The organism is Kitasatospora sp. NBC_00458, from assembly GCF_036013975.1.
Classification (GTDB): Bacteria; Actinomycetota; Actinomycetes; order Streptomycetales; family Streptomycetaceae; genus Kitasatospora.
Genome location: NZ_CP107904.1, coordinates 7,179,059 through 7,204,419 on the forward strand (window position 1 = coordinate 7,179,059; position 25,361 = coordinate 7,204,419).

A 25,361-nucleotide genomic window follows, 5' to 3' on the forward strand; every position below is an offset into this window, starting at 1 on the left:
GCCGCACCCCGGCTTCGTTCGTCGTCCCGGCCCGGTGCCGCCGCCGGCCCGCGCCGGGTCCGGACGCCGCGCCGACCCGGGCCGGTGCAGGCCGGGGCGGTGCGGCCCGCGCCGCGGACGCCGCCCGGTCCCGCGCCGCCCCGGGACCGGCGCCGTCCGCGGACCCGGCCCCGGGCAGGAGCAGGACGGGACCGGGCTCCCGTGCGGCCGGGACGGCGGGCGCCACATCGTGGAGGTCGGAAGCGGCCCGGCCACGGACCGCCGGACAGCAGAAGGAGTCCTCGTCATGACGGGCACCGTCATCACCGACCTCCGCCGACGCGGCGCGGTCGACCCCAGCCGGGTGCTGACCGGACCGCTCCGCGTCGTCGGTCTGCAGTGGCTCGACCCGGGCCGCAGCGCCGAGGTCGCCGCCGAGGGCGTCGAGCGCGCCCTCTACATCACGGCCGGTTCGGGTACCGCCACCGTTCCCGGCTCCGAGTCGTCGACGGTCCCCGACGCAGGGATCCCGCTGGTCGAGGGCACGGCCGTGACGCTGCCGCTCGGCGCGCGCACCGTGCTCACCGCGGGCACGGCCGGCCTGGAGTACTTCCACGCCGTCCTCGCCGTCGTCGGCCACCCGGGCGGCGCCACCGCCCACCCGGCCGCCGAGCGCCCCACCACCGGCGGCCACCCGGACCACCCGGACCACCGGGAGAACCCGGACCACCCCGGTCATCCCGTCCACCCCGTCCCCCCGGAGAACCGCGGGACCAGGGAGCGCGGCGACGCGGCGGACCGCGCCGACGGCGCGCGCCGCCCGGGCGACCCGGACCACCCCGAGAACCCCCACAGCCCGAAGGGAGGCGAGCCCCGGTGATCGTCACCACCGCGACGGCCTCGGCCGCCGTCATCCTCGGCCCGAACGGCGAACGCGTGCGACTGCGCTGCCTGGCGCGCCGCTCCATGCTCGCCAGCGCCTGCGAATCCTTCGACCACCTGCGACTCAGCCCCGGCGCCCGCCACGCGCTGGCGGGGGAGCCCGGGACGGAGACCGTCCTCTACGTCCTGCGCGGCTCCCTGCTCATCGGCCGGACCGCCGACGAGCCGGACCACCTGGCCGTCGACGGCGATCTGCTCCTGGCGACCCGGGGCCGTGAACTCCGGCTGGAGGCAGGCCCGGTCGGCGCCGAGGTGCTCTGCCTCAGCCTCGCCGCGGCCCGTCGCACCACCGCGACCAGGGAGTCCCTGGCCCGGCGGCGCGCCGAACGACGGACCCGGCCGTGACCGGCCGCCCCGCCGAGCCGGGCCGGGGGCGGGGGCGGGCCGCCGCGCCCACCGGGACCATGACCGCGCTGCGGTTCGAAGCGCCGCACCGGGTCGCCCTCGCCCGGGTGCCCCGGCCGGCGGCGCCGGGACCGGACGAGGTCACCGTGCGCACCTCGCTGGTCGGCCTGTGCGGCACCGACCTGGAACTGTTCCACGGCACCGCCGCCTACCTGCGGGACGGCAGGGCCGGCTACCCGCTCGTCCCGGGGCACGAGTGGTGCGGAACGGTCACCGAAGTCGGCGGCGGCGTCACCGGGTTCGCGCCCGGCGACCGCGTGGTCGGCCACACCATGGTGCACTGCGGCCTCTGCCGGATGTGTCGTCGCGGCCGCCGCCCGCTCTGCGAACGCCTCACCGAGGTCGGCCTCTACGGCCGTCCGGGTGCCGCGGCCCGCTACGTGGTCCTGCCCGAGCGCTCGCTCTCCCCGGTCCCCGACGAAGTGCCGGACCGGGCGGCCGTGTTGGTCGAACCCGCGGTCACCGTGGTGGCCGGTCTGGAGCGGACGTGCTGCGGGCTCGGCGACCGGGTGGTCGTGCTCGGCACCGGCACGATCGGTCTGCTCGCCGTCCAACTCGCCGCCCGCCTGGGCGAGTCGGTCGACGTGGTCGGCATCGACCCGGCCGGGCGGGAACTCGCGCTGCGGTGCGGCGCGCGCCGTGCCCTGACCCCCGAGCAGGCGCGCGCCGCCGGCGCCCGCTACTTGCTCGCGGTCGAGGCCTCCGGGGCGGCCGAGGCGTTCGGGCTCGGCCTGTCCCTGCTCGAACCGGGCGGACGGCTCGCGGTGATCGGTGTGGCAGGACGGCCGTGCCCGGACTTCGACCCCGGCCAACTCGCGCTGCGCGGACTGGAGGTGACGGGTGTCCGGCACGGCCTCGACCACTACGACCGCACGCTCCGGCTGTTCCGTGACGGCGTGCTGGCGGCGGAGCCGCTGATCGCGGCGGTCCTCCCGCCGGCCGCCGGCCCGGAGGCGTTCCGGATGCTCGCCGAGGGGCGCAGCGGGCCGCCCAAGATCCTGCTCGACTTCGGCGCGGACGGCCCGGCCCCGTTCGTCCCCCGCCCGGCCGCCCCGGCGTCACGGCCTTCCCCCGCCCCCGCCCCCGCGCCCGCCCTCGCCCCCGCGCCCGCGCCACGGTCCGGCCCGGCCGCCACGACTCCCGCCGCCCAAGGAGACCCCGCGTGATCCTCGTACCCGCCGCCGTGCCCCGCACGGCCCCGGCGTTCCGCCGCCTGATCGACCCGAACCACCTGCCGTCGGCACGCGGCGGGCTGACCGTGGAGACCCTGCCGCCCGGTGTCCGTGTCGAACAACACCCCTCCCGGGTCGCCGAACTGGTGACGGTGGTGCTCTCCGGCCGGATCCGCGCGGCCGGGCGGGTGCTCGGCCCCGGCGAGGGCCTCTACCACCCGCCCGGCAGTTCCTGCGGCCTCACGGCGCTGCCCGGGGCGCCCGCCGCCGTCCTGACCGTCCGACCGGTGTCGGACGTCGGCGGCGGGCCCGCACCGCTCCCGTACGCCGTTCCGCTCGGCCCGCCGAGGCCCGGCACCCGGACCGCCTCCGCCACCCGGACCGTCCCCGCCGCGCGCCGGTCCGGCGACGAGGACCCGCACCCGTACGGCCCCGGTTCCGGTTCCGGTCCCGGCCCCCGCCCCGGTTCCGGCCGCCCCGTCGCCGCCGGCCGGATCGCCGGATCGGCCGGGATGGAGGTGCGCTGGCTGGCCACCGCCGACACGGTCGGCGCCCGCAGGCTCACCGTCGCCGCCTCGGCCTTCGCGGCCGGCGGCCGCCACGACCTGCACCGCCACCCGCACGCCGACGAGTTCTTCCTGGTCCTCTCCGGTGGCGGCGGCCATCTCACCGGGAACGCCGAAGTCCCGCTCCGGGCAGGCGACCTGGTGTACGTCCCGGCCGGCGAGTGGCACGGGTTCCGGCCCGGCCCGGCAGCGCCGACCACCGCCCTGTACGGCTACCTCGGCGCGTCGAGCCTCGCCGGCGCCGGCTACCAGCTCCGTCCGTCCGACGTACCGGAGGTGGCCTGATGGACACCGGGAACCCGCACCACGGGGCGCGCGGAGCAGGCACCGCCCCGCCCACGGTGGCGATCGTCACCGGCGCCAGCTCCGGCATCGGCCGGGCCACCGCCGTCGCACTGGCGCGGGCCGGGCACACCGTGGCCATCGGGTACCGGACCGACCGCGCCGCGGCCCGACGGACCGCGGCCCTCGCCGGCGGGACGACCGTGCTGCTGCCGCTGGACCTGGCCGACCCGGCCGCCGCGGCGCGGGCCGTGGACGCCGCCGCCGACCACCTCGGCGGGCTCGACATCCTGGTCAACTGCGCAGGGATCAACCGCCGTTCACCGGTCCTCGACGAGACGCTCGACGACTGGCAGCGGATCCTCACGGTCGACCTCAGCGGACCGTTCGCCTGCGCCCAGGCGGCCGCCCGCCGGATGGTCCGGCAGGGGCGCGGCGGGCGGATCGTCAACGTCACCTCCGTCCACGAGTTCACCCCGATCGTCGGCGGCGCCGCCTACTGCGCGGCCAAGGGCGGCCTGGGCGGGCTGACCAAGGTGCTCGCCCTGGAGCTCGCCCCCTACGGGATCACCGTCAACGCCGTCAGCCCCGGCGAGACCGCGACCCGGATGAACGGCTTCACCGACGAGCCCGACCCGGCCGTCGGCGCCCCCGTCGGCGCCCACCCCGCCGGTCCCGTGGACGGCGCCGGTCCTGCGGGCGGCCCCGGGGCCGACGACGCGGGCCGACCCGCCCGCCCGGCCATCCCGGTGGGCCGCCCGGGCCGGGCCGCCGAGGTCGCCGCGGCCATCGTCCACCTGACCGGGCCGGACGCCGCCTACACCACCGGCATCTCGCTCACCGTCGACGGCGGACTCAGCCTGATGAGCGCCGTGGCCAACCAGCGCGACGCCGCGCACGAGCGGCCCGGCGGCGCCCACCACCCGCCCGGCAGCCCGCCCGGAAGCCCGCCCGGCAGCCCGACTCCGGAGAGGAGCGCGTCATGACCCCGATCCCCGGCGCCCGCGCCGTCCACCACGTCGCCTACACCGTCCCCGACCTCGACCAGGCGGTGGCGTTCTTCACCGACGTGCTCGGCGCGCGCCTGCTCTACCGCGTCGGCCCGGTCGCCGCACCGCCCGGCGACCGCGACTGGATGACCCGCCAACTCGGCGTCCACCGCGACGCGGTGGCGCACATCGCGATGCTGCGCCTGGGCCCGGTCGGCAACCTGGAGCTGTTCGAGTACACCGCCCCGGGCCAGCGGCGCGAGCAACCCGCCAACAGCGACTGGGGCGGGCACCACCTGGCGATCGCCGTCGACGACGTCGACCGCGCCGTCGCCCACCTGCGGGCACAGCCCGGCGTGGAGGTCCTCGGCGAGCCGCAGACCATCGCCGACGGCGGCCCGATCGACGGCGACCGGTGGGTGTACTTCCGCACCCCCTGGGGACTGCAGCTGGAGGTCCTCGCGATGCCCGCCGGCATGCCCTACGAACGCGCCACGCGCCACCGGCTGTTCGCCCCCGAGGGCCCGTGGGAGCCGGGGGAGCCCGCCGCCGAGCCGGCCGTCGCCCCCGTCGCCCCCGCCCCCGGGGAGCGACGGTGATCGAGGCCGCCGCCGCGGTGGTGCGCGAACGCGGCGGCCCGTTCCGGCAGGAGACCGTCCTGCTGGACGACCCGCGCCCCGACGAGGTGCTGGTGCGGGTCCGGGCCGCCGGGATCTGCCACACCGACCTCAGCGTCCGGGCCGGCCGCACCCCCGCCCCGCTGCCCGCCGTCCTCGGACACGAGGGCGCGGGCACGGTGGTGGCGGTCGGCGCCGCCGTCACCAGGGTGCGGCCCGGCGACACCGTGGTCCTGACGTTCGACTCGTGCGGCGCCTGTGCGTCCTGCCTGGGCGGCCGCCCGGTGCGCTGCGAGCACTGGGCCGCGCTCAACCTCTTCGGCGGGCACCGGCTGGACGGCAGCCCGACGCTGCGCGGTACCGGCCGCCATCGCGCGGAGCCGCTGCACGGCCACTTCTTCGGCCAGTCCTCCTTCGCGACACTCGCACTGGCCGACGAGCGCAACACGGTCCGCGTCCCGGGACCGGCCCTGCCGTTCGAACTGCTGGCCCCGTTCGGCTGCGGCGTGCAGACCGGCGCGGGGGCGGTGTTCAACGTGCTGCGCCCCGGACCGGGGGACACCGTGGCCGTGTTCGGTGCCGGCGCGGTCGGCCTGGCCGCCGTCCTCGCCGCCCGCCTGACCCCGGCGGCGCGGATCGTCGCCGTCGACCTCCGCCCGGCCCGGCTCGCGCTGGCCGGGGAACTCGGTGCGACCGACGTCGTCGACGCGCGCACCGAGGACCCGGTGGCGGCGGTCCTCGCGCTCACCGGCGGGCGCGGCGCCGAACACGCGCTGGAGACCAGCGGGAGCGTCCGCGCGCTGCGGCAGGCGGTGGACGCGCTGGCCGTCGGCGGGACGTGCGGGGTGGTCGGTGCGCCGCCGGCCGGCAGCGAGGTGGGCCTGGACGTTCCCGCGATGCTGGCCCGGGCGCCCCGGATCGTCGGCGTCAACCAGGGGGCGAGCGAGCCCGGGCGGTTCCTGCCGGCCCTGATCGGCCTCTTCCGCGCGGGGCGGCTGCCGGTGGACCGGCTGGTGCGCACCTTCCCGTTCGCGGCGATCGAGGAGGCGGCCGCGGCGGCGGAGGCCGGAGAGGTGGTGAAGCCGGTCCTGGTACTGCCCTGAACCGCGCCGATGACCGCCGTCCCGACGGCCGGGCCCCTTCCGGGACCGGAACGGGACGGCGGACCCATGCGCCCGGGGCGCGCGTCCGCCCATGGTGGAGGAAGAGCGGCCGATCGGCTCGACCACTCGGAAGCGAAGAATCTGGAGCAGCATCCATGGCAACGAACACGGCAACGAAGACGCTCGGCGTCGCGTCCGTAATCGTCGGCTTCGCCGCAGCCACCGTCGTCATCAGGAGCGCCGTCGTCGGCGTGGCGGCCAAGGCGGGCCCCGCGGCCGAGGTCGCGGACTCCGCGCGGCGGTGCAAGCCGGGCGAGAAGGACTGCAAGGGCTGATCACCCGTCCGTCCTTCCCGTTCCCCCCAACCAATCCGTCCCCTGCCCCCGCCCCCGGCGCCGCCAGCGCCGGGGGCGGCTGCGCGGGGGCGGGGCCCGGTGAAGGACGGCGGGGGCGGCGACCGACGACGGCTGTCGCTTCCAGACGCTCCTGGTGGTCGGCGGCCCCATGCGCGGCGCCGTGTGGTTCGACGGGCGCTCGGCGACCGAGCGCCTGAACCCGCTCCTGAACGACGACGGCGAGGCCGCCACGTTCGCCGAGTGGTACCTCGACCGGCTCGCCCACGAGGAGGTGCTCGCGACACCCGAACAGCGCGCCGCGGCCCACGCGAACCGGGACGCCGGCGCACGCAAGCCCATCTGGTTCCGCTGGTTCGACTCCTAGGACTTGTCCGGCCGATCATGTGACTATCGCCCGTCTTGTTCGTTGGTTCGGGCATGGGGCGGGGAGATCTGACGGATGCCGAGTGGGAACGGCTGAGGCCGTTCCTGCCGGTCAGCAATAGGCGTTGTGGCCGGTGGCGGGACCACCGGCAGGTGATCGACGGGATTCTTCACCGGGTGCGGACCGGGGTGCACTGGCGCGATCTGCCCGAGCGGTTCGGGCCCTGGAAGACGGTCTACGAGCGCCATCGGCTGTGGTCGGCCGACGGCACCTGGGAACGCCTGCTGCAACAGGTCCAGGCCGCGGCCGACGCGGCCGGCGACATCGACTGGGACATCTCGGTCGACTCCACCGTCGTGCGCGCACACCAGCACGCGGCCGGCGCCCGGAGCGACCCGCCACCAGCCCTTGGACCAAAGGGGGATGGGCAGGGAGAACACCAGGACGAGACGCCGTGGCAGAGCCTCGTCGACCGCCTGGCGGAGGTGGTGCGGGAGGCGAGGGCCTGGGCCGCTCGCGCGGCGGCTTCACCACCAAGGTCCACCTGAGCGCGGACGGCCGCTGCCGCCCGCTGTCCCTGATCATCACCGCGGGACAGCGGGCGGACTGCACACAGTTCGAACCCGTCCTGGAGAAGATCCGGGTCCCGCGGACCGGCCCGGGCAGGCCCCGCAAGAGACCCGACAGCCTGGCCGCCGACAAGGCCTACAGCAACCGGCCGTGCCGCGCCTGCCTGCGCAGGCGCGGAATCCGGCACACCATCCCCGAGAAGACGGACAGCCGCGCCGCCCGCCTGCGCAAAGGCTCACGCGGCGGACGGCCACCAGGCTTCGACGAGGAGCGATACAAGAAGCGCAACACCGTCGAACGGGCCATCAACAAGCTCAAGCACGCCCGAGCCGTCGCCACCCGATACGACAAACGCGGATACGTCTACCTCGGCACCGTCACCGCAGCAGCCCTTGTTATCTGGCTCCGCACATGATCGACCGGACGGAACCTAGTACTGCAACGGTGCTTACTGTGATGAGGCTTCAGCTCCTGGGCTGTGGCCTCGTCTCTTGTAGTGGCTGGTCCGGGCCTGGTGCTGGCGTCGGCGGCGCCATCGGGACCAGTGCAGGACGTGGTCGATGCTGCGGCGGCCAGGCCGCGTGAGGCCGGTGATCAACCGGCGGATCTCGGGGACGGTGAGTGGGATCAGGCCTGGCGTTCGAGCAGGCCCGGCCCCTTTTCGAGGTGCTGGGCCCGCAAGACGGTGAGGTAGGCGTGGGCGGCCATGGCGAGGGTGACGTGCCGGTACCAGCCCGGGTAGCGGCGGACCTGGTAGTCGTCCAGGCCACACTGGCCCTTCGCGGTCTGGAAGCACTCTTCGATCGCCCAGCGGGCGCCGGCGACGGCTATCAGCTCGTTGAGGGTGGCGTCGGCGGGCGCGTAGGCGATGTAGTAGGCGACCTTCATCGGGTCGGTGACGCTGCGGCGGGCCAGGACCCAGTGCCTGCGGTCGGGTCGGTGCCACGGTCGGACCTCGACGCGGGCCCAGTCGTAGATCCGCAGACCATGGGCGCCCTCGCCGCAGGACCGGCGCTTCCACTTCTGCCGGGGTAGGCCGGCGACCAGGTCGTGGAGGCGGTGGTCCATGGCCTGCCGGGTGACGACGGTGTCGTGCCGGGTGGTGGCCACGACGTGGAAGACGTCGGCCTGCTCCAGCTCGAAGCGCCAGCTCTTGCTGTAGCCGTAGCCCGCGTCCGCGGTCACCCAGCGGAACGGGATTCTGTCGTCGATCGCGCGGCGGACCATCGCCCTCGCGAGCTGGACCTTGGTGGCGAACTCGCGCTCGTCGCCGATCCCCGCGTCCCGGCAGCGTTCCCGGTCGTCCGTCCAGGATTTCGGCAGGTAGAGAGCCCGGTCGATCAGGGTCCGGCCGTGCGTGCTCGCGTAGGCGAGGAAGACCCCGACCTGGCAGTTCTCGGTGCGGCCGGCGGTGCCGGAGTACTGCCTTTGGACCCCGGCCGACCGCACGCCCTTCTTCAGGAACCCGGTGTCGTCCACGATCAGCACACCGCCCGGGTCGGCCAGGTGCTCGATCACGTACTCGCGCACGTCGTCGAGCACCGCGTCCGCGTCCCAGTCGATCCGGTTCAGCAGCCGCTGGATCCGATCCGGGCCGCCATGGCCGGCCTCCTCTGCCACCGTCCAGCCGTTCTTGCGCTCCAGTGGAGCCAGTAGGCCCCGCATGTAGGCCAGCGCCGACTCCCGCGACTCGCTCCGCGCGAACCGGTGGGCAAACCGCTCATGCAACCCGGCAAGCCCGTCCGACCAACGACGAGCATCGACCTCGGATATGTCCCCACCCATGAACAGCCCAACGAGCGAACCCGACAACCGTCACGGTAAGCACCGTTGCAGTACTAGGCGTGCTGTCCCGTCAGCCGTCGCTCCGGCCCCCGGACGGGTACCGGGGCAGGACCGCCAGCACACGCGTCCCGCTGTCCCGGGACAGCCGGTCGACGGTGCAGCGGCCGCCGATCTCCGCCGCCCGGTCCGCCATCGAGCGCAGACCGACCCCGCCGGACGGCTCGTCCCCGGACGGCTGCGGCTCCCCGAGCCCGACCCCGACCCCGTCGTCCTGGACGGTGAGCGTCAGGTGCCGGTCGTCCACCCGCAGGGAGACCCGGGCCCGGGCGGCCCGGGCGTGCCGCAGCACGTTGTTCAGCGCCTCGGCGGCGATCCGGTACGCGGCCACCTCGACGGCGGCGGGCAGGTCGGGCAGCGGGTCCGGCTCCAGCACGGCGGTGACGGCGAGCCCGTCGCCGCTGAACGAGGCCGCCAGCTGCTGCACGGCCCGGGCCAGGCCGAACTCGCCGAGCTGGGCGGGACCGAGCCGGTCGGTGATCCGCCGGACCTCCTTGATCGCCATCGCCAGCTCCTCGGAGATCCCGTCCAGCGTCTCCGCGAGCCGTCCGGCCGCCTGGCGGCTCACGGCCGGACGGCCGTTCCCGCCCGGGCAGCCGGTGCCGCCCCCGGCCTCCGCCGGTGTCGCGGCCTCCGCCGGTGTCGCCGCTTCCACCGGTTCCGCCGCCCCCGCCATCGAGGCCGAGGCCGAGGCCGCGTTGTCCACCCGCAGCCGCAGCCCGGCCAGCGTCGGACCGAGCCCGTCGTGGATGTCCCGGCGCAGACAGCGCCGCTCCTCCTCGCGCGCCGCGACGATCTGCTCCCGGCTCGCCTGCAGGTCCTCCAGCAGCCGCAGGGAGGCGACGGCCGGCGAGGCCTGGTCGGCCAGCGAGCGCAGGATGTCGACGTCGCTCGCGTCCAGCCGCTCCTCGCCCGCCCGCAGCGCGACCGTCAACTCGCCGATCACCACGCCGTGGTGAACCAGCGCGAAGCCCTGGCGGTGCCCGTCCGGGCGGCCGACGGAGGCCAGCGGACGGTTCCCGGCCCGGGTGGCGACGGTCAGCGCGACGCCCGGCAGCCGCAGCTCCTCCGCGACGGCCGTGCACAGCGCGGCCGGCAGCCGGCCGGGCTCGACCACCTGCCGGACCTGACCGGCCAGCGCGCGCAACACCTGGTAGGGCTGGGCCCGTTCGCCGTAGTAGAGCCGGTCGACCAGGCCGACGGCCCGGCGGGTGGCCCGCGGCAGTCCCGCGCCCAGCCCGTAGACCAGGGCGATCAGCAGCAGCGCCGCCGCGCCCCGGCCCGGCAGCAGCCACCCGGAGAGCACGGCCGCGCAGAGCACGAACAGCAGGGTGAGGCCGGTGGCGAGCAGCAGCCCGGTGAGCACCGACCGGGCCGCCCGGTCCAGCCGCCACCCGCCGTCGCGGACCACCAGGTACGCGACGGCGACGGCCCAGACCGCGCCGGCCGCGGTGAACAGCGCATAGCTCAGCCAGTACTCGTACTCGAACCGGCGGGTGTAGTAGTCCTGCATGCCCGCCCAGAGCAGGTAGGCGCCCAGCATCCCCGCCACGTGCGCCCGGTGCCGTGGCGAGGCCGCCGCGTCCCCGCCGCCCCGCCCGGTCGGCGGCCGGACCAGCCGGGCCAGCAGGACGGCTGCCGAGACGCCGACCAGCAGGTAGTTGACCGGGTCGTAGAGGCCGTCCAGGCGGTCCGAGACGGATCCGAGGAGGCTCGCGGGCGCGGTGCCGGCGAGCGGGCCGGGGCGGCCGAAGACGGTCGACCGGTCCAGGAAGGACATCCCGTCGGGGACCACCCAGAGTGCGACCGCCCCGATGTAGAGCCACCAGCGCCGGGTGGTGAGCCGCCCGGCAGGCAGCCAGAGCGGCAGCACGTAGAACAGCGTCTGGCTGATCGTGTCGCAGACCCCGCGGACCACCGCGACCGCCCCCACGATCCCGGGGTCGGAGACCTCCACCCACACCGGTGCGGCGGCGGCGCTCGGCAGCATCGACGTCAGCGCGTAGACGAGCATCACCCAGCCGAGCGGACTTCCCGGCCGGTGCGCGTGCAGCAGCATCCCGGCGCCGGCGGTCGGCAGCGCGTAGAGCAGGATGGCGAGCTGGTCCCGGGGGCGGTCCACCCCGGGGTCGCCGAGGTGGACCAGCACGTAGCAGACCCAGGCCGTGGCGACCGCCAGGCAGAGCGCGGTGAGGATCGCGGCGCCGGTCAGCCGGCGCTGCGCGGGTGTCCGGCGCGGGGCGGTCCGGGCGGCCCCCCGGGCCTTGGACCGGGGCCGACCGGACCGGCGCCGGGGGGAGATCAGCGTGGTCATGGCACCGCCTCGGAAGGGACTGGGGATGGGCCCGTCGGCGCGCCGGCCGCCGGGCCGGTCGCCGGGACCAGTCTCGGCCGCCCGCCGTCCCGGGCGCATGGGGCAGCGGTCTCGTTCTCCCCGGTCCCGGTCTCCGTCCTCCCGTTCGCCCCGGTCGGCGCCGCCCGGCCCGGTCCGCCCGGCCGAGGGCCGGGGGCGGTTCGCGTGCCGTCCGCCCGCCCGCTCCGCGGCACGACCCCCCCGGCCCGGCGGGCGGCGACCCGAGCATGTCACGGAAAGTCACTCTCCTCTCGCTGGTAGTGTCGGCCGGGTGGACGAAGAGCACCCCTCCGCAGAGCCCCGGCAACCGGACCAGGCCCGGGAGCAGGACCAGGACCGCGGCCGGCGCCCGGACCGCGCCCCGGGCGGGCAGCCGGACACCCCGCCGGTCAGGGTCCTGATCGTCGACGACCACCCGCTGTTCCGGGAGGGGCTCAAGGCCGCCCTGGAGAGCGCCGAGGGCATCGCCGTGGTGGGCGAGGCCGAACGCGTCGCCGACGTGCCGGACGCCGTCGCACGCCACCGGCCGGACGTCGTCGTCATGGACCTCTCCCTGCCGGACGGCTCCGGACTGGAGGCCACCCGCCGGCTCGCCGCCGAGCAGCCGGCCCCGCCGGTGCTGATGCTCACCATGGCGGACGACGACGGCAGCCTGCTCGCCGCGCTCCAGGCGGGTGCGCGCGGCTACCTGGTCAAGGGCGCGGGCCGGGAGGAGGTGCTGCACGCGGTGCGCACCGTCGCGGCGGGCGGCGCCGTGTTCGGCGCCGACGTGGCCGAACGGATCACCACGCTGCTCGCCGGTGCGCGGGTGCGGGAGGCCGGCCAGCTCTTCCCCGCGCTCACCGCCCGGGAGGCGGAGGTCCTGGACCTGGTGGCCCGGGGGCTGGACAACCGGCGGATCGCCCGTGAACTGGTCGTCGCCGAGAAGACCGTGCGCAACCACGTCACCCACATCTTCGAGAAGCTGCACGTCGCGACCCGCGCCGAGGCGGTGGCCCGGGCCCGCGACATGGGCCTCGGCGACGGCTGACCGGCCCGGACCCGCCCGCCCGCGGCACCCGCCGCCACCGTCGTCCACAGCCCGCGCCGCCCGCCGTCGGCACCCGCCGATGCCCACCGCCGCCGCCCACCGCCGATGCCCGCCCGGCGGCCCGGGGAGCGGGGCACGGCGCGCGCCCCACGCCCGGACCGGCTCCGAAGCAGGACCCGGAAACGCGACCCCCGAGACGTGCCCCCGAGAGGCGACCCCGAGAGGCGACCCCGGAATCGCGCCCCCGAAACCCGGATCCGGGTTCCGGGACCGGAACCGGACTCCCGACCCGGGCCCCCGGGACGGCAGGACGCCGAGGATGCGGGGAAGGAGGCCCACACATGAGCAAGACGGCTGTCATCCCCGGCCTGGACCCGGCACCGCCGACCCCGACCGCCACCCGGCGGGCCGCCCTGGCCCCGGCGGTCTGGGCCTGCGGTCTGACCCTGCTCTGCGGCCTCGGCTGGGTGATGCTGGCCGTCACCCACCAGGACGCCCACTGGGCCACCCCGTTCTACCTCCACGACGGCGAGACCGTCCTGCTCGGCTTCGCGTTCGCGCTCTCCGGGCTGCTCATCCTCGCCCACCGCGCCGGTCCCGACGACCCGACGCGGCCGGGGAGCGCCTCTCCCGCCCCGCCCGTGGGCCGCAGCCTCGGCCGCTGCCTGCTCGCCGCCGGACTCGGCGGCTGCCTCTCCCGCTTCGTCCTCTTCGCCGGAGCGGCCGCCGACGCCGGACCGGCGGTGGAGGCGCTCGGGGCGGCCCTGCTGCTCGCCTCCGTCGCCCTGTTCATCTTCCTCTCCCTCGCGCTGCCCCTCTGGCTGCCCGAAGGGCGGCTGCCCGGCGGCCCGGGCCGCGTCCAGGTCGGCGCGATCGTCCTGTGGAGCGCCCTGCACGCCTGCGTGGTCCGCCTCGGCAGCCCGCTCCCGTACTACGGCGACGTCCTGGTGCCGCCCGGCCGGGGGCTGCCGCTGGACGAGTGGCGGGCCACCCTGGTCGCCTGGGGCATCGTCGTCACCAGCCTGGCGGTGGCCGCCGTCCGCTGGCGGCGCTCGGACAGCCCGCACCGCTCCGTGACCGCCGTCCTCGTCCCCTACCTGATCTGGTTGATCACCACCAACATCGCGCTCCGGATGGGGAGTTCCGAGAGCGTCGCGGCGGTCGCGTACTTCACCGGATCGGCGCTGTGGATGCTCGGCGCGGTCGGCTACGCCTTCACCCGCGACCGCTCCCACTACCTCGACCGGGCGACCCGCCGGATGTTCAGCGTCCTCGCCCTCACCGCCCTGCTGATCGCCGGGTACCTCGGCATCGCCCTGCTGATGCGCCGCCTGCTGCCGCAGGCCAGCAGCGCCGACGCCCAACTGCTGGCCGCCGGGGCGCTCGCCATCGGCGGACTGCTCGGCCCGACCACCCGCTGGGTGGTGCGCGCCGTCGACCGGTTCTACTACGGCGACCGGGCCCGCCCCTACCAGGTGGTGCGGGCGCTCGCCGAACGCCTGAGCCACGCCGTCAGCCCGGCCGACGCACCCCCGCTGCTCTGCGACACCGTGGTCGGCGCCCTCGGCCTGCCCGGCGCCCGGGTGGTCCTGCACACCCGCACCGGGCCGCACGAGCTCGCCTCGGTCGGCGAGCTCGGGCCCGACAGCCAGGTCTTCCCGCTCGGCTACGAGGGCGCGGTGATCGGCGACCTGTACGCGCCGCCGCGCGCCGGCCAGCCCGAGCTGGACGCCCAGGACCACGAGGTGCTGCGGTTCCTCGCCGACCAGGCCGCCCCGGCGATCGCCTCGCTGCGCCTGTACGAGGAGCTCCAGAGCGGGCGGCGGCAGATCGTGCTGGCCCGGGAGGAGGAGCGCCGGCGGCTCCGGCACGACCTGCACGACGGGCTCGGGCCCACGCTGTCCGGGCTGCGGCTCGGTGTCGACACCGCGCGGGCCGCGGTGCCCGAGGACTCCGCGGCGGCCCGGTCGCTGCGCGCCGTGTCGGCCGGGATCGGCCAGGCGATCGTCGAACTCCGGCGGATCACGGAGGGGTTGGCGCCCGCGGCGCTGGCGGGGGAGGGGCTGGCGGTCGCGCTGCGGCGGCTGGTCGGGGAGCTGGACGGGCCCCGGGTGCGGATCTCGCTCGCGCTGGACCCGGACCCGCCGCCGGAGCTGCCGGCCGCCGTCGAGGTGGCGGTGCTGCGGATCAGCGGGGAGGCGCTGAACAACGTCCTGCGCCACTCGGGCGCCGGGAAGGCCCGGTTGACCCTGCGGGTCCGGTCGGCGGCGGTGGTCGTCGAGGTCTGGGACGACGGCCGGGGATTCCCGGCGGCCCGGGCGGCGGGTGACGGCGGGGCGGGGTACCGCCCGGACGGTTCGGGCCTCGGGCTGCGGTCGATGGCCGAGCGCACCGAGGAGCTGGGCGGCTGCTTCACGGCGGTCAACCATGACGGCGGGGCCCTCGTCCGGGCGGCGCTGCCCCGTACGTCGGAGCCGGCCGGCGAGTAGCGGCGAGTAGCGGCGGCGGCGGTCGGGCCGGGCGGCGGGCCGCGTTCGGCGGCCGGACGGGACGGGGGACGGCGGCCGGACGCGGCAGGTGGCGGGCCGTCGGTCGCCCACCACCGACCGCCGTTCGTCACCCGCCGTGCTCCCGTCCCCTCTTGACGGACCCGCGGGTTCCCTCAATCATCATGGTCGCGTCAACTTCGCGACCCGACCTCTGCCATCCCGCGAAGTGCCGCGCTTCCGTTCTGCCCCACCAGAAACCGGAGCCTCCCTTGACCGAGCGCGCCCCGCGGCGATCCCGCCTGCGCCGATCCGCCCTGCCGGCGGTGGCCGTCGTCACCCTCGCCGCCGCCCTCCTCGCCCCCGCCGCCTCGGCGGCCCCCGAAGCCCCGGCGGTCCGGACCGCGACGGCGGGCGCGACCCCCGCGGTCGCCGCCGCCCCCGACATCCCGGTCGCCAACGTGAAGGCGCACCTCGCCCAGCTGCAGTCGATAGCCACGGCCAACGGCGGCAACCGCGCCCACGGCCGGACCGGCTACAAGGCCTCGATCGACTACGTGAAGGCCAAGCTGGACGCGGCGGGCTACACCACCACGCTGAAGACCTTCAGCTACAACGGCTCGACCGGCTACAACCTGATCGCCGACTGGCCGGGCGGTGACACCTCGCACGTCGTGATGGCCGGTGCCCACCTGGACTCCGTCACCGGCGGGCCGGGCATCAACGACAACGGCTCCGGTTCGGCCGGCGTCCTGGAGACCGCGCTCGCCGTCTCCCGGGCCGGCCTCACGCCCTCCAAGCACCTGCGGTTCGGCTGGTGGGGCGCCGAGGAGTACGGCATGGTCGGCTCCAAGAACTACGTCAACAGCCTGTCCGCGGCGGACCGTTCGAAGATCGAGACCTACCTGAACTTCGACATGATCGGCTCGCCCAACCCGGGCTACTTCACCTACCGCTACGACAGCGCGCTCGACGCCCTGTTCCGGAACTACTTCGCCGGTATCGGGATCACCACCGAGCAGGACTTCGAGGGTGACGGCCGGTCCGACCACGCCCCGTTCCAGGACGCGGGCATCCGGGTCGGCGGCCTGTTCAGCGGCGCCGACTACACCAAGACCAGTGCGCAGGCCGCGAAGTGGGGCGGGACGGCGGGCCAGCCGTTCGACCGCTGCTACCACTCCTCCTGCGACACCAGCGCCAACATCAACGACACCGCGCTGGACCGGATGAGCGACGCCATCGCGTACGCGATCTGGACGCTGGCCGCCGGGAGCACCACGCCGCCCACCGGCACGGTGTTCGAGAACACCGCCGACGTGCAGATCCCGGACTACGGGGCGGCGGTCACGTCCGACGTCGCGGTCACCGGCCGCACCGGCAACGCGCCGGCCGCGCTCCAGGTCGGCGTGGACGTCAAGCACACCTGGCGCGGCGACCTGGTCATCGACCTGGTCGCGCCGAACGGCACCACGTTCCGCCTCAAGGACGCCAGCGGCAGCGACTCCGCGCCCAACGTGCAGACCACGTACACGGTGAACGCGTCCGCGGTGGCCGCGAACGGCACCTGGAAGCTCAAGGTCCAGGACGTCGGGCGGCAGGACACCGGCTACGTCGACAGCTGGAAGCTCACCTTCTGACGACGGACCGCCCGGGCAGTGCACCGGGGGCGCCGGCCCGCAGGCCGGCGCCCCCGGTGTCCAGGTCCGTCCCGGCCCGCGGGCCGGGACGAACCGCTACGGCTGCATCTCGTACGCGCCGGAGAGCGCCTCGACCATGCCCCACACCTTCGCCGCCCGCGCGCCGTCCGCGACCGGGCGGCGGACGTGCGCCAGCGCCCACGCGGCCTGGGCCTCCGTCGTCGAGGCCTTGCCGTGCAGCTCGGTGGCGTGCGCGGAGAAGTCCCGCACCAGCGCGTCGAAGACCTGGTCGAGCAGGTCGGCGTCCAGCCCGGTCAGCGCGGCCTGCTCCAGGACCAGCTGGCCGTAGACGATCAGCGCGAAGAGCTGCCCGATCTCCAGCAGGAAGTCGAGGTCGGCCTGCTGCTCGGCGCTCGGCGCGTTGCCCAGCAGCAGCTCGCAGAAGCCGTCGGCCTGCTCGCGGAACCGGGCGACGTTCGGGACGTGCGCGTGCGCGTCGTAGGCGGTCCGCCAGTCGTGGAAGCGGATCGCGCCCAGACCGCGGGCCGGGCCCTGCCGGAACAGGAAGGCGTCGTCGGCGTCGTCCCGGCGGCTGGGCACCGGGGCGTACTCGGCCGGGTCGAACAGGTAGTTGGCCATGAACTTGAGGATCAGCGCCAGGTTGACGTGGACCGTGCCCTCCAGCTTCGGCAGGCCGCGGATGTCCTTGGCGGCCTTGTCGAAGTAGGTGTCCGCCTCGAAGCCCTTGGCCGCGATGACGTCCCACATCAGGTCGATGACCTTCTCGCCCTCCGTGGTGACCTTCATCTTGGTCATCGGGTTGAAGAGCAGGTAGCGGCGGTCCTCGGCGGAGGCGGTGCGGAAGTAGTCCACCGCGCGGGCGGAGAACAGCTTCATCGCGACCAGGCGCGCGTACGCGTCGGTCAGCTCGCGCCGCACGTGCGGGAAGTCGGTGACCTTCCGGCCGTACAGCACCCGGTTGTGGGCGTGCGTGACGGCCTCGTACATCGCGTGCTCGCAGATGCCGACGGAGGCCGTGCAGAGGTTGAACTTCCCGACGTTGACGGTGTTCAGGGCGGCGTCGAAGGCGGCCTTGCCGGTGTGCAGCACGTCCTCGGCGCGGACCGGGTAGTCCTCCAGGCGGAACTCGCTGACGTACATCTGGGCGTTCACGACGTTCTTGACCAGGTGGTACGCCTCGTGGCGGCTGTCCGCGGCGAAGAAGACGTAGCCCTCCGGCCCGTCGACGTCCGACCGGCGGCCGAACACCGAGACCAGGCCGGCGACGTTGCCGTTGCCGATGTAGTACTTGGAGCCGGTGGCGGTGAAGCCGCCCTCGCCGTCCGGGGTGAGGATCATGTCGGTGGAGTAGATGTCGGCGCCGTGGCTGCGCTCGGAGAGCCCGAACGCCATCACGTGGCCCTCCGTCAGGAGCTTCGCGGCGCGGGCCCGGACGGCCTCGTTCCCGCTCTGCCAGACGGGGCCGAGGCCGAGGATGGTGACCTGCCAGGTGTACCAGTAGCCGAGGCCGTAGAAGCCGAGGATCTCGTTCAGCTCGGCGATCCGCGAGGTGTCCCAGCGCTTGGCCGGGTCGGCGGCGGAGGGCGTCAGGAACTCGGCGAACAGACCCTCCCGGGCCGCGAATTCGAGGAAGTCCGCGTACCAGGTGCGGTCGATGTAGGTGTCGATCAGCGACTTCTTGCCGCGCGACTCGAACCAGTCCACGGTCGTGCGCAGCAGCCGGCGGGTCGGCTCGTCGAACTGCGCGGGGTCGTAGGTACGCGGGTTGAAGAGCATCGCGGGCTCCCGGGGGGTCGAGGGTGGGGAGGGACTGAGGGGGCTGGGAAACGTCAGGGGGTGCCGGGCACGGTGCCGGGTTCGGGCACCGCGCCCTCGCCGGTGGCGCCGCCGGCACGGGTTCCGCCGGTACGGGTTCCGCCTGCGCCGGCGAGGTCGCGCAGGGTGGTGAGCACGTCGTCCAGCCAGGCGAGCGTCATCCGCTCGTACTCGATCCCGCCGCGCAGCACCACGTGCTGGAGGCGCTGCCCGGCGTCGAGCGCGTCCGGCGCGGGGAAGTCCCGCTGCTCGCCGTGCAGGTAGCGGGCGAGCAGGGCGGCGTGACCGTCGCGGTGGCGCTCGACCTCGGGGATCAGTGCGGCCGGGTCGTCGAAGGCGGCGGCCCGGATCCGGACGGCCAGTTCGTGCCGGACGGTCTCCGGTTCGACGGGCTCGCGCAGCCAGCCGGCCAGTGCGGCCCGGCCGGGCGCGGCCGCCGAGTACACCTTCTTGTCCGGCCGGCCGTCCTGGGCGACCTCCTCGACGGAGATCCAGCCGTCCGCCTCCATCCGCCGCAGCACCCGGTAGATCTGCTGGTGGGTGGCGGTCCAGAAGCGGCCGATGGACCGGTCGAAGCGCCGGGCCAGTTCGTAGCCGGAGCCGGGCCGTTCCAGCAGCGAGACGAGGATCGCGTGCTCCAGTGCCATGGACGGCATCCTGCTATGCACCGAGTTGCATAGGCAATGGCGGCACGTCAGGTTGAGACGGAGGTCACCCGGGTGGAGCGGGCGTGCCGCGGGCGGGCCGGTGTCGGGCCGGGGTCGCCGGGAGGGCCGCCGCGGGTGGTGGCGGGGCAGGGTAGCCGCCGGGGCGAAAAGGTGCAAAACGGTCGATCGGCGCCAGAATGGTACTGGGCTAGCGCCCTCCATGTTCCAGCACTAGGAGGTGGTATCGGTGTCTACCCAGATTCCGATGGGCATGGAGCACCATCCGGACATCGTCGAACTACGGGAGCACTACGAGCGGCTCACCCTCACCCCGCGGGCCCAGGCCGTCGAGGCCCTGGCCGTTCTCGCCGGTCTGTTCCTGGCGGCCTCGCCATGGATCGTCGGCTTCACCGCGTTCAACACGCTGACCGTCACCTGCCTGATCGTCGGCCTCGCCTACTGCGTGCTGATGGCCGGCTACGGCTCGGCGTACGAGCGCACCCACGCGCGGGCCTGGGCGGCCACCGTGCTCGGCGCGTGGACGATCATCTCTCCGTGGGTCGTCTCCGGTGGAGTGGACCGCGGCAAGAACATCGTCACCTGCCTGATCACGGGCTGCGTGATGTTCCTGCTGGGGCTCGCCGCCATCTCGATGGCCACCATGACGTCGAACGGAGCATCGATGCGGCGCGGCCGGGCCGGTCGAGCCAGGGGCTGACGGACAGCGGAAGCCCGACACCCGGGGCGCGGAACGGCGAGGCCGCCGTCCGCGCCCCGGGCGCGTGCCCGGGCGCTCCTCCGGTGACGAGGGCCCGGCAGGGCCGGCCGGACGGGCGCTACGGCCGCGTCATCCGCAGGACGTCCAGCGCCTCGTCCAGCTGCTCGACGGTGAGCCGGCCCTCCTCCACGTACCCGCGCTCCAGCACCACCTGCCGGATCGTCTTCCGCTCGGCCAGCGACTGCTTGGCGACCTTCGCCGCCTCCTCGTACCCGATGTACCGGTTCAGCGGGGTGACCACCGAGGGCGAGGACGCGGCGAACTCGCGGGCCCGCTCGACGTTGGCGGTGAGGCCGTCCACCGCGCGGTCGGCCAGCAGCCGGGCGCTGTTGGCGAGCAGCCGGACCGACTCCAGGACGTTGCGGGCGATCACCGGGAGCATCACGTTGAGCTCGAAGTTGCCGCTCGCCCCGGCGACCGTGACGGTGGCGTCGTTGCCGATCACCTGGGCCGAGACCATCAGCACCACCTCGGGCAGCACCGGGTTGACCTTGCCCGGCATGATCGACGAACCGGGCTGCAGGTCCGGCAGGTTGATCTCGCCGAGCCCGGTGCGCGGGCCGGAGCCCATCCACCGCAGGTCGTTCGCGATCTTCGTGAACCCGACCGCGACGGTCCGCAGCTGCCCGCTCAGCTCGACCAGGCCGTCCCGCGCGCCCTGGGCCTCGAAGTGGTCCCGGGCCTCGGTCAGCGGCAGGTCGGTGGCGCGCGCGACCTCCTCGATCACGGCCGCCGCGAACCCGGGCGGGGTGTTGATGCCGGTACCCACCGCCGTGCCGCCGAGCGGCAGTTCCGCCACCCGGGGGAGGGTGGCCAGCAGCCGTTCCCGCCCGTGCCGGACCTGCGCCGCGTACCCGCCGAACTCCTGTCCCAGGGTGACGGGCGTGGCGTCCATCAGGTGTGTCCGACCGGCCTTGACCACCAGGGCGAACTCCGCCGCCTTGCGCTCCAGCGCCTCGGCCAGGTGCTCCAGCGCCGGGATCAGGTCGTGGGTGACGGCGGCGGTCGCGGCGATGTGGATCGAGGAGGGGAACACGTCGTTGGACGACTGGCTCGCGTTGACGTGGTCGTTGGGGTGCACCGGTCGGCCCAGCCGCTCGGTGGCGAGGGTGGCGATGACCTCGTTGGCGTTCATGTTGGACGAGGTGCCCGAGCCGGTCTGGAACACGTCCACCGGGAACTCGGCGTCCCAGCGGCCGCCGGCGACCTCCTCGGCGGCGGCCGCGACCGCCTCGGCGGTCTCCTCGTCCAGCACCCCGAGCCGGGCGTTGACGCGGGCGGCGGCCGCCTTGATCCGGGCCAGCGCGGCGATGTGCGCGCGCTCCAGGCGCTGGCCGGAGACCGGGAAGTTCTCCACCGCCCGCTGCGTCTGCGCCTGCCACTTCGCCGCGGCGGGCACCCGCACCTCGCCCATCGAGTCGTGCTCGGTCCGGTACTCCTGCTCGTCGGCCATCGTGCGCCGCACCTCCTGTTCGGCCCGGCGGGCGCCGCCCGCTCCGGCGGCCGTCCGGCGGCCGTCGCGGCGTGCGTCCCCGGGCCCTCGCTGTCGGTCCTGGGCCCGGGCCCAGGGCCGCAGCCCGGTCCCGGAGCCCCGGGGCCGGGACCTCGGCGCCGGCTCCCGGTCCTGGGTCTCGCTTCCGATCACCACAGCCGCGCGCGGGCCCCGGGTATTTCCGGACCGGCCGGAGGGACCGGCGCGGCCCGGGCGGGGGCTACCGCAGCTCGGCGCGGACGATCTCGCCCGCCGCCTCGCCGGCCTGGCCGACCAGGGCGCCGTCCGCCGCCCAGACGCCGGAGCCGCCCGAGGTGGTCGCGTACTCGCCGCTGGCGCCCGCGCTGGTGGACAGCACGCCCCAGACCCCGTGCGCGGCCGCCCGGTCGCGCATGTGGGCGTCGCGCCGGGCCAGCTGGGACTCGCTGTCGCCGTACAGGGTGGAGCCGACGTAGGCGTGGATGCCGAGCCCGGCGCTCCGCTCGGCGTGCGCGGGCTCGGCGACGTCGGCGCAGACGGCGAGGCCGAGGCGGAACCCGTCGAGCTCCAGGACGGACGGCTCCCCGGCCGGGGTGAACCGCTCGACCTCCCTGCCGTGCAGGTGGACCTTCCGGCAGACGACCTCGACGCCCGAGCCGCTCACGGCCAGCGTGCCGATGTACTCGCGCCCGTCCGGGTCGGCCACCGGCGCGCCGACCAGTGCGACGGCCCCGGCCCCGGCGCAGGCCGCCACCAGCGGCTCCAGCCGGGGGTCGCCGGGGGCGACGGCGGGCGCGTCCAGGTCGTACCCGGTGAGCGAGAACTCGGGGAACACCACCAGGCGGGCCGCGGCCTCCCGGACCGTCGCGGCGTGCCGTTCGACGTTGAGGGCGACCGTGTCGGGCCGTCCGGACGGTGCGCAGACGGGCTGGGCGACGGCGACGGTCAGGGGAGCGGGCTCCGGAGCGGGCACGGGCGCGGACACGGGCGCGGACACGGTGGGGCCTCCAGGTGTGATCGGACGCGATCGGACACGGCCGGGGCACGGTCGGGCATGGCCGGGAGCGACCAGGCGCGACCGGTCGTGATCGGGCGCGATCCGGGATGGTGATCAGTCTCAACCTATGAGCCCACCGCAGAACGGGGCAACAACCACTCGAACGAGTGAAGATCGTGAGGTGTCGTCCCGTGCCCGAACGGCCCGCTCCGTACGCTCACCCCGGACCGGGGAAAACACCCGGGTCCCGGTCCACCGGGACCCGATCGGCAGGGGGCGGGCATGACGACACCACGGCACGGCGACCAGGACAGCCCCGGCGGCCGGGAACCCTCCGACCGCCCCGGCCACCCCGACCGCCGCGACCCCGGACCCACCGGCCTGAGCCGCCGCCGCCTCCTCGGGGCCTCCGCCGCACTCGGCGCCACCGCCTGGCTGCTGCGCGGCACCGTCGGACCGGGAAGCGCCGAGGCGGCCGACCTCCCCGCCCCGCCCGGACTCCCCGCCGGTACCGAGGTCCACCGGCGCGTCTACCAGAACTGGTCCGGCGAGGTCCGGACCGACCAGCTCTGGACCTGCGCCCCGCGCACCCCGGAGGAGCTCCCCGCCCTCGCCGACTGGGCCCGCGCCCACGGCTGGCGGCTGCGCGCCCAGGGGTACCGGCACACCTGGGCGCCGCTCACCGTCGCCGACGGCACCACCGGGGCCGCCCGCGTCCTGCTGCTGGACACCACCCGCCACCTCACCGCGATCACCGCCGACTCGCCCACCACCGTCCGGGTCCAGACCGGCGCCACCATGGAGGCCCTGCTCGCCCACCTGGCCGACCGCGGCCTCGGCCTCACCGCCGTCCCCGCGCCCGGCGAGCTCACCGTCGGCGGCGTGCTCGCCATCGGCGGCCACGGCACCGCCGTCCCCGCCACCGGTGAACTCCGGCCCGACGGACACGGCTACGGTTCGGTCAGCAACCAGGTCACCCGGCTCACCGCCGTCGTCCACGACCCGGCCACCGACCGGTACGCCCTGCGCACCTTCGACCGGTCCGAGGCCGACAGCGCCGCCTTCCTGGTCCACCTCGGCCGGGCCCTCCTCACCGAGGTGGTGCTCCGGGCCGGCGCCGACCGGTCACTGCGCTGCGTCAGCCGCCTCGACATCCCGGCCGCCGAACTCTTCGCCCGGCCCGGCACACCCGGCCGCCCGCGCACCTTCGCCGAGTTCGTCGAACGGGACGGCCGCGCCGAGGCCATCTGGTTCGCCTACACCGACCGCCCCTGGCTCAAGACCTGGAGCGCCGCCCCGACCCGCCCGTTCGGCTCCCACGCCGTCGACGAGCCCTACAACTACCCCTTCTCCGACTCGATCCCGGAACCCGTCGCCCGACTGGCCGGCCAGATCGTCGCCGGCACCTGGGCGTCGGCCCCGCTCTTCGGCCAACTCCAGTACCTGATCGCCAAAGTCGCACTCACCGGGGACATCACCGAGATCCTGCTCTCCGGTGGCCTGATCCGCGACCTGCTCACCGGCGAGGTCCTCACCCACCTGCTCGCCGGCGGTCTGCGCTCCGACCTCTGGGGCCCCTCGCGCACGCTGCTCCAGTACGTGCGGCCCACCACCCTGCGGGTCACCGCCAACGGCTACGCGATCCTCGCCCGCCGCGCCGACCTCCAGTGGGTGGTGGCCGAGTTCGCGGACCGGTACCGGGCGCTGCTCGACGCCTACCGGGCGCGCGGCGAGTTCCCCGTCAACGGCTCGGTGGAGATCCGGGTCACCGGACTGGACGACCCCGCCTGGTCCGGCGTGCCCGGTGCCCGCCCGCCCCTGCTCTCCGCGCTGCGCCCGCGCCCCGACCGGCCCGAGTGGGACACCGCCGTCTGGGTCGACGTGCTCGCCTTCCCCGGCACGCCCGGGCTGAACCGCTTCGGCCGGGAGCTCGAACAGGCCCTGCTGCGCTCCTTCGACGGCACCCGGGCGGGTCTGCGCGTCGAGTGGTCCAAGGGCTGGGCCTACACCGAGGACGCGGCCTGGGCCGACCCGGACGTGCTCGACCGGGTCATCCCCGCGAGCCACCGGGACGGCGGCGGCCCCGGCTGGGACGAGGCGATCGCGGTGCTGGACCGGCACGATCCGCACCGGGTGTTCGGGAACCCCTTCCTCGACCGGCTGCTGAAGCCGTGAAGCGGTTTCGTCGTGCAGGCCGAGCGGGCGCCCGGCGTGGGCGCGGAGCCGTGGGCCGCACCGCCGTCGCGGCGCCCGCCGGCCCGGCGCCGGGTCAGATGTGCTCCATGACGATCACCGCCAGGGTGCCGGGCTCCAGGGCCCGGAACACGTGCGGGACGTCGCCCGGGTAGCTCACGTAGTCGCCGGGGCCGAGTTCGACCGGTGCCTCGGTCGGCCCGGCCAGCGCCCGCCCGGCTCCCAGCAGTACGTGCTCGACGGTGCCCGTCATGTGCGGGTCGGAGGCCCGGGTCTCGCCCGGCTGGGCGTCGATCCGGTAGACGTCGCGCCGCGCGTTGGGCGGGCAGGAGGCCAGCAGGGTCGCGGCGTAGTCGGCCCGCTCGGAGTGGGTGATCGGCCCCTCGCCGGCCCGGACCACCCGGACCACCGGGCGCGGCGGGTCGACCAGCCGGCTGAACGGCACGTCCAGTGCGACGCCGAGCGCCCAGAGCGTCTCGACGCTGGGGTTGCCCGCGCCGGACTCCAGCTGGGACAGCGTCGACTTGGCGATCCCCGCGCGCCGGGCCAGCTCGGCCATGGAGAGGCCGGTGCGTTCGCGTTCGCGCCGGATGGACGCCGAGATCAGCGCGATCAGCTCCGATCCGGTGCCCGGTCCCCGGCTGGCCTCCTGCCCGGGTCCCCGGCCGGCCGCGGGGCGGCCGCCCGAGTCGCCGCCCGAGCCGGCCGGGGGGACCACCTCGCTGTTGTCACTCATCCGCGTTCGC

The 25,361-nt window shown here is 75.4% G+C and carries 22 protein-coding genes; 15 read left to right on the top strand and 7 right to left on the bottom strand.

Features of this window, described 5'->3' with window-relative positions; genetic code table 11:
• Nucleotides 1–286: 286 nt before the first annotated feature.
• The 10 genes from OG550_RS29230 to OG550_RS29275 all read left to right on the top strand — a co-directional run bounded on the left by OG550_RS29230 (nt 287) and on the right by OG550_RS29275 (nt 7,760).
• Nucleotides 287–859 (top strand): hypothetical protein, encoded by a 573-nt coding sequence (locus OG550_RS29230; protein WP_327682542.1) that lies wholly within the window; start codon nt 287–289, stop codon nt 857–859.
• Nucleotides 856–1,266: a hypothetical protein gene (locus OG550_RS29235; RefSeq protein ID WP_327682544.1), complete on the top strand. Its 411-nt coding sequence runs from the start codon at nt 856–858 to the stop codon at nt 1,264–1,266. The genes OG550_RS29230 and OG550_RS29235 overlap by 4 nt, the downstream gene beginning before the upstream one ends.
• A complete protein-coding gene (locus tag OG550_RS29240) occupies nt 1,263–2,492 on the top strand; it encodes a zinc-dependent alcohol dehydrogenase (RefSeq protein WP_327682546.1) in 1,230 nt (409 codons plus the stop codon). The genes OG550_RS29235 and OG550_RS29240 overlap by 4 nt, the downstream gene beginning before the upstream one ends.
• A complete protein-coding gene (locus tag OG550_RS29245) occupies nt 2,489–3,349 on the top strand; it encodes a cupin domain-containing protein (protein ID WP_327682548.1) in 861 nt (286 codons plus the stop codon). The genes OG550_RS29240 and OG550_RS29245 overlap by 4 nt, the downstream gene beginning before the upstream one ends.
• Nucleotides 3,349–4,332 (top strand): SDR family oxidoreductase, encoded by a 984-nt coding sequence (locus OG550_RS29250; RefSeq protein ID WP_327682550.1) that lies wholly within the window; start codon nt 3,349–3,351, stop codon nt 4,330–4,332. The genes OG550_RS29245 and OG550_RS29250 overlap by 1 nt, the downstream gene beginning before the upstream one ends.
• Complete coding sequence (locus OG550_RS29255) at nt 4,329–4,934, top strand: VOC family protein (RefSeq protein WP_327682552.1); 606 nt, start codon at nt 4,329–4,331, stop codon at nt 4,932–4,934. The genes OG550_RS29250 and OG550_RS29255 overlap by 4 nt, the downstream gene beginning before the upstream one ends.
• Nucleotides 4,931–6,055, top strand: coding sequence for an NAD(P)-dependent alcohol dehydrogenase (locus tag OG550_RS29260; protein WP_327682554.1), 1,125 nt, complete (start codon nt 4,931–4,933; stop codon nt 6,053–6,055). The genes OG550_RS29255 and OG550_RS29260 overlap by 4 nt, the downstream gene beginning before the upstream one ends.
• A gap of 155 nt (nt 6,056–6,210) precedes the next feature.
• Entirely contained in the window at nt 6,211–6,390 is a 180-nt protein-coding gene (locus tag OG550_RS29265; protein WP_327682555.1) for a hypothetical protein, read from the top strand.
• A 169-nt stretch (nt 6,391–6,559) separates the two neighbouring features.
• A complete protein-coding gene (locus OG550_RS29270) occupies nt 6,560–6,775 on the top strand; it encodes a hypothetical protein (RefSeq protein WP_327682557.1) in 216 nt (71 codons plus the stop codon).
• 53 nt (nt 6,776–6,828) lie between these two features.
• A protein-coding gene (locus tag OG550_RS29275; protein WP_442906159.1) for an IS5 family transposase occupies nt 6,829–7,760 on the top strand; the annotation gives its coding sequence in 2 pieces (ribosomal slippage) (nt 6,829–7,207 and nt 7,207–7,760; 933 coding nt in all).
• A gap of 212 nt (nt 7,761–7,972) precedes the next feature.
• On the opposite strand, the gene OG550_RS29280 is transcribed toward OG550_RS29275, so the two are convergent.
• Complete coding sequence (locus OG550_RS29280) at nt 7,973–9,130, bottom strand: IS701 family transposase (protein ID WP_327682559.1); 1,158 nt, start codon at nt 9,128–9,130, stop codon at nt 7,973–7,975.
• 70 nt (nt 9,131–9,200) lie between these two features.
• Entirely contained in the window at nt 9,201–11,501 is a 2,301-nt protein-coding gene (locus tag OG550_RS29285; RefSeq protein ID WP_327682561.1) for a sensor histidine kinase, read from the bottom strand.
• A gap of 436 nt (nt 11,502–11,937) precedes the next feature.
• Between OG550_RS29285 and OG550_RS29290 the strand changes: the two genes are divergently transcribed.
• The 3 genes from OG550_RS29290 (at nt 11,938) to OG550_RS29300 (ending at nt 16,693) form a co-directional block, all read left to right on the top strand.
• Nucleotides 11,938–12,570: a response regulator transcription factor gene (locus OG550_RS29290; RefSeq protein WP_327684227.1), complete on the top strand. Its 633-nt coding sequence runs from the start codon at nt 11,938–11,940 to the stop codon at nt 12,568–12,570.
• A 341-nt stretch (nt 12,571–12,911) separates the two neighbouring features.
• Nucleotides 12,912–15,059, top strand: coding sequence for a sensor histidine kinase (locus tag OG550_RS29295; protein WP_327682563.1), 2,148 nt, complete (start codon nt 12,912–12,914; stop codon nt 15,057–15,059).
• Between the two features lie 314 nt (nt 15,060–15,373).
• Nucleotides 15,374–16,693: a M28 family metallopeptidase gene (locus OG550_RS29300; protein WP_327684229.1), complete on the top strand. Its 1,320-nt coding sequence runs from the start codon at nt 15,374–15,376 to the stop codon at nt 16,691–16,693.
• Between the two features lie 96 nt (nt 16,694–16,789).
• Here the strand turns inward: OG550_RS29300 and OG550_RS29305 are convergent, their stop codons facing one another.
• Both OG550_RS29305 and OG550_RS29310 read right to left on the bottom strand, forming a co-directional pair.
• Nucleotides 16,790–18,490, bottom strand: a complete 1,701-nt coding sequence (locus tag OG550_RS29305; RefSeq protein WP_327682565.1) for an acyl-CoA dehydrogenase family protein — start codon at nt 18,488–18,490, stop codon at nt 16,790–16,792.
• A gap of 53 nt (nt 18,491–18,543) precedes the next feature.
• Entirely contained in the window at nt 18,544–19,176 is a 633-nt protein-coding gene (locus OG550_RS29310; protein WP_327682567.1) for a PadR family transcriptional regulator, read from the bottom strand.
• Between the two features lie 247 nt (nt 19,177–19,423).
• On the opposite strand from OG550_RS29310, the gene OG550_RS29315 reads away from it, so the two are divergent.
• On the top strand, nt 19,424–19,894 hold the full coding sequence (locus tag OG550_RS29315) for an SPW repeat protein (RefSeq protein WP_327682569.1): 471 nt from the start codon (nt 19,424–19,426) through the stop codon (nt 19,892–19,894).
• Nucleotides 19,895–20,012: 118 nt separating this feature from the next.
• Here the strand turns inward: OG550_RS29315 and OG550_RS29320 are convergent, their stop codons facing one another.
• On the bottom strand, nt 20,013–21,407 hold the full coding sequence (locus OG550_RS29320) for a class II fumarate hydratase (protein ID WP_327682571.1): 1,395 nt from the start codon (nt 21,405–21,407) through the stop codon (nt 20,013–20,015).
• A 259-nt stretch (nt 21,408–21,666) separates the two neighbouring features.
• Nucleotides 21,667–22,422 (bottom strand): carbon-nitrogen hydrolase family protein, encoded by a 756-nt coding sequence (locus OG550_RS29325; protein WP_327682573.1) that lies wholly within the window; start codon nt 22,420–22,422, stop codon nt 21,667–21,669.
• Between the two features lie 282 nt (nt 22,423–22,704).
• On the opposite strand from OG550_RS29325, the gene OG550_RS29330 reads away from it, so the two are divergent.
• On the top strand, nt 22,705–24,597 hold the full coding sequence (locus tag OG550_RS29330; protein ID WP_327682575.1) for a cholesterol oxidase substrate-binding domain-containing protein: 1,893 nt from the start codon (nt 22,705–22,707) through the stop codon (nt 24,595–24,597).
• Nucleotides 24,598–24,691: 94 nt separating this feature from the next.
• On the opposite strand, the gene OG550_RS29335 is transcribed toward OG550_RS29330, so the two are convergent.
• Entirely contained in the window at nt 24,692–25,351 is a 660-nt protein-coding gene (locus OG550_RS29335) for a helix-turn-helix domain-containing protein (protein ID WP_327682576.1), read from the bottom strand.
• Between the last annotated feature and the right edge of the window lie 10 nt (nt 25,352–25,361).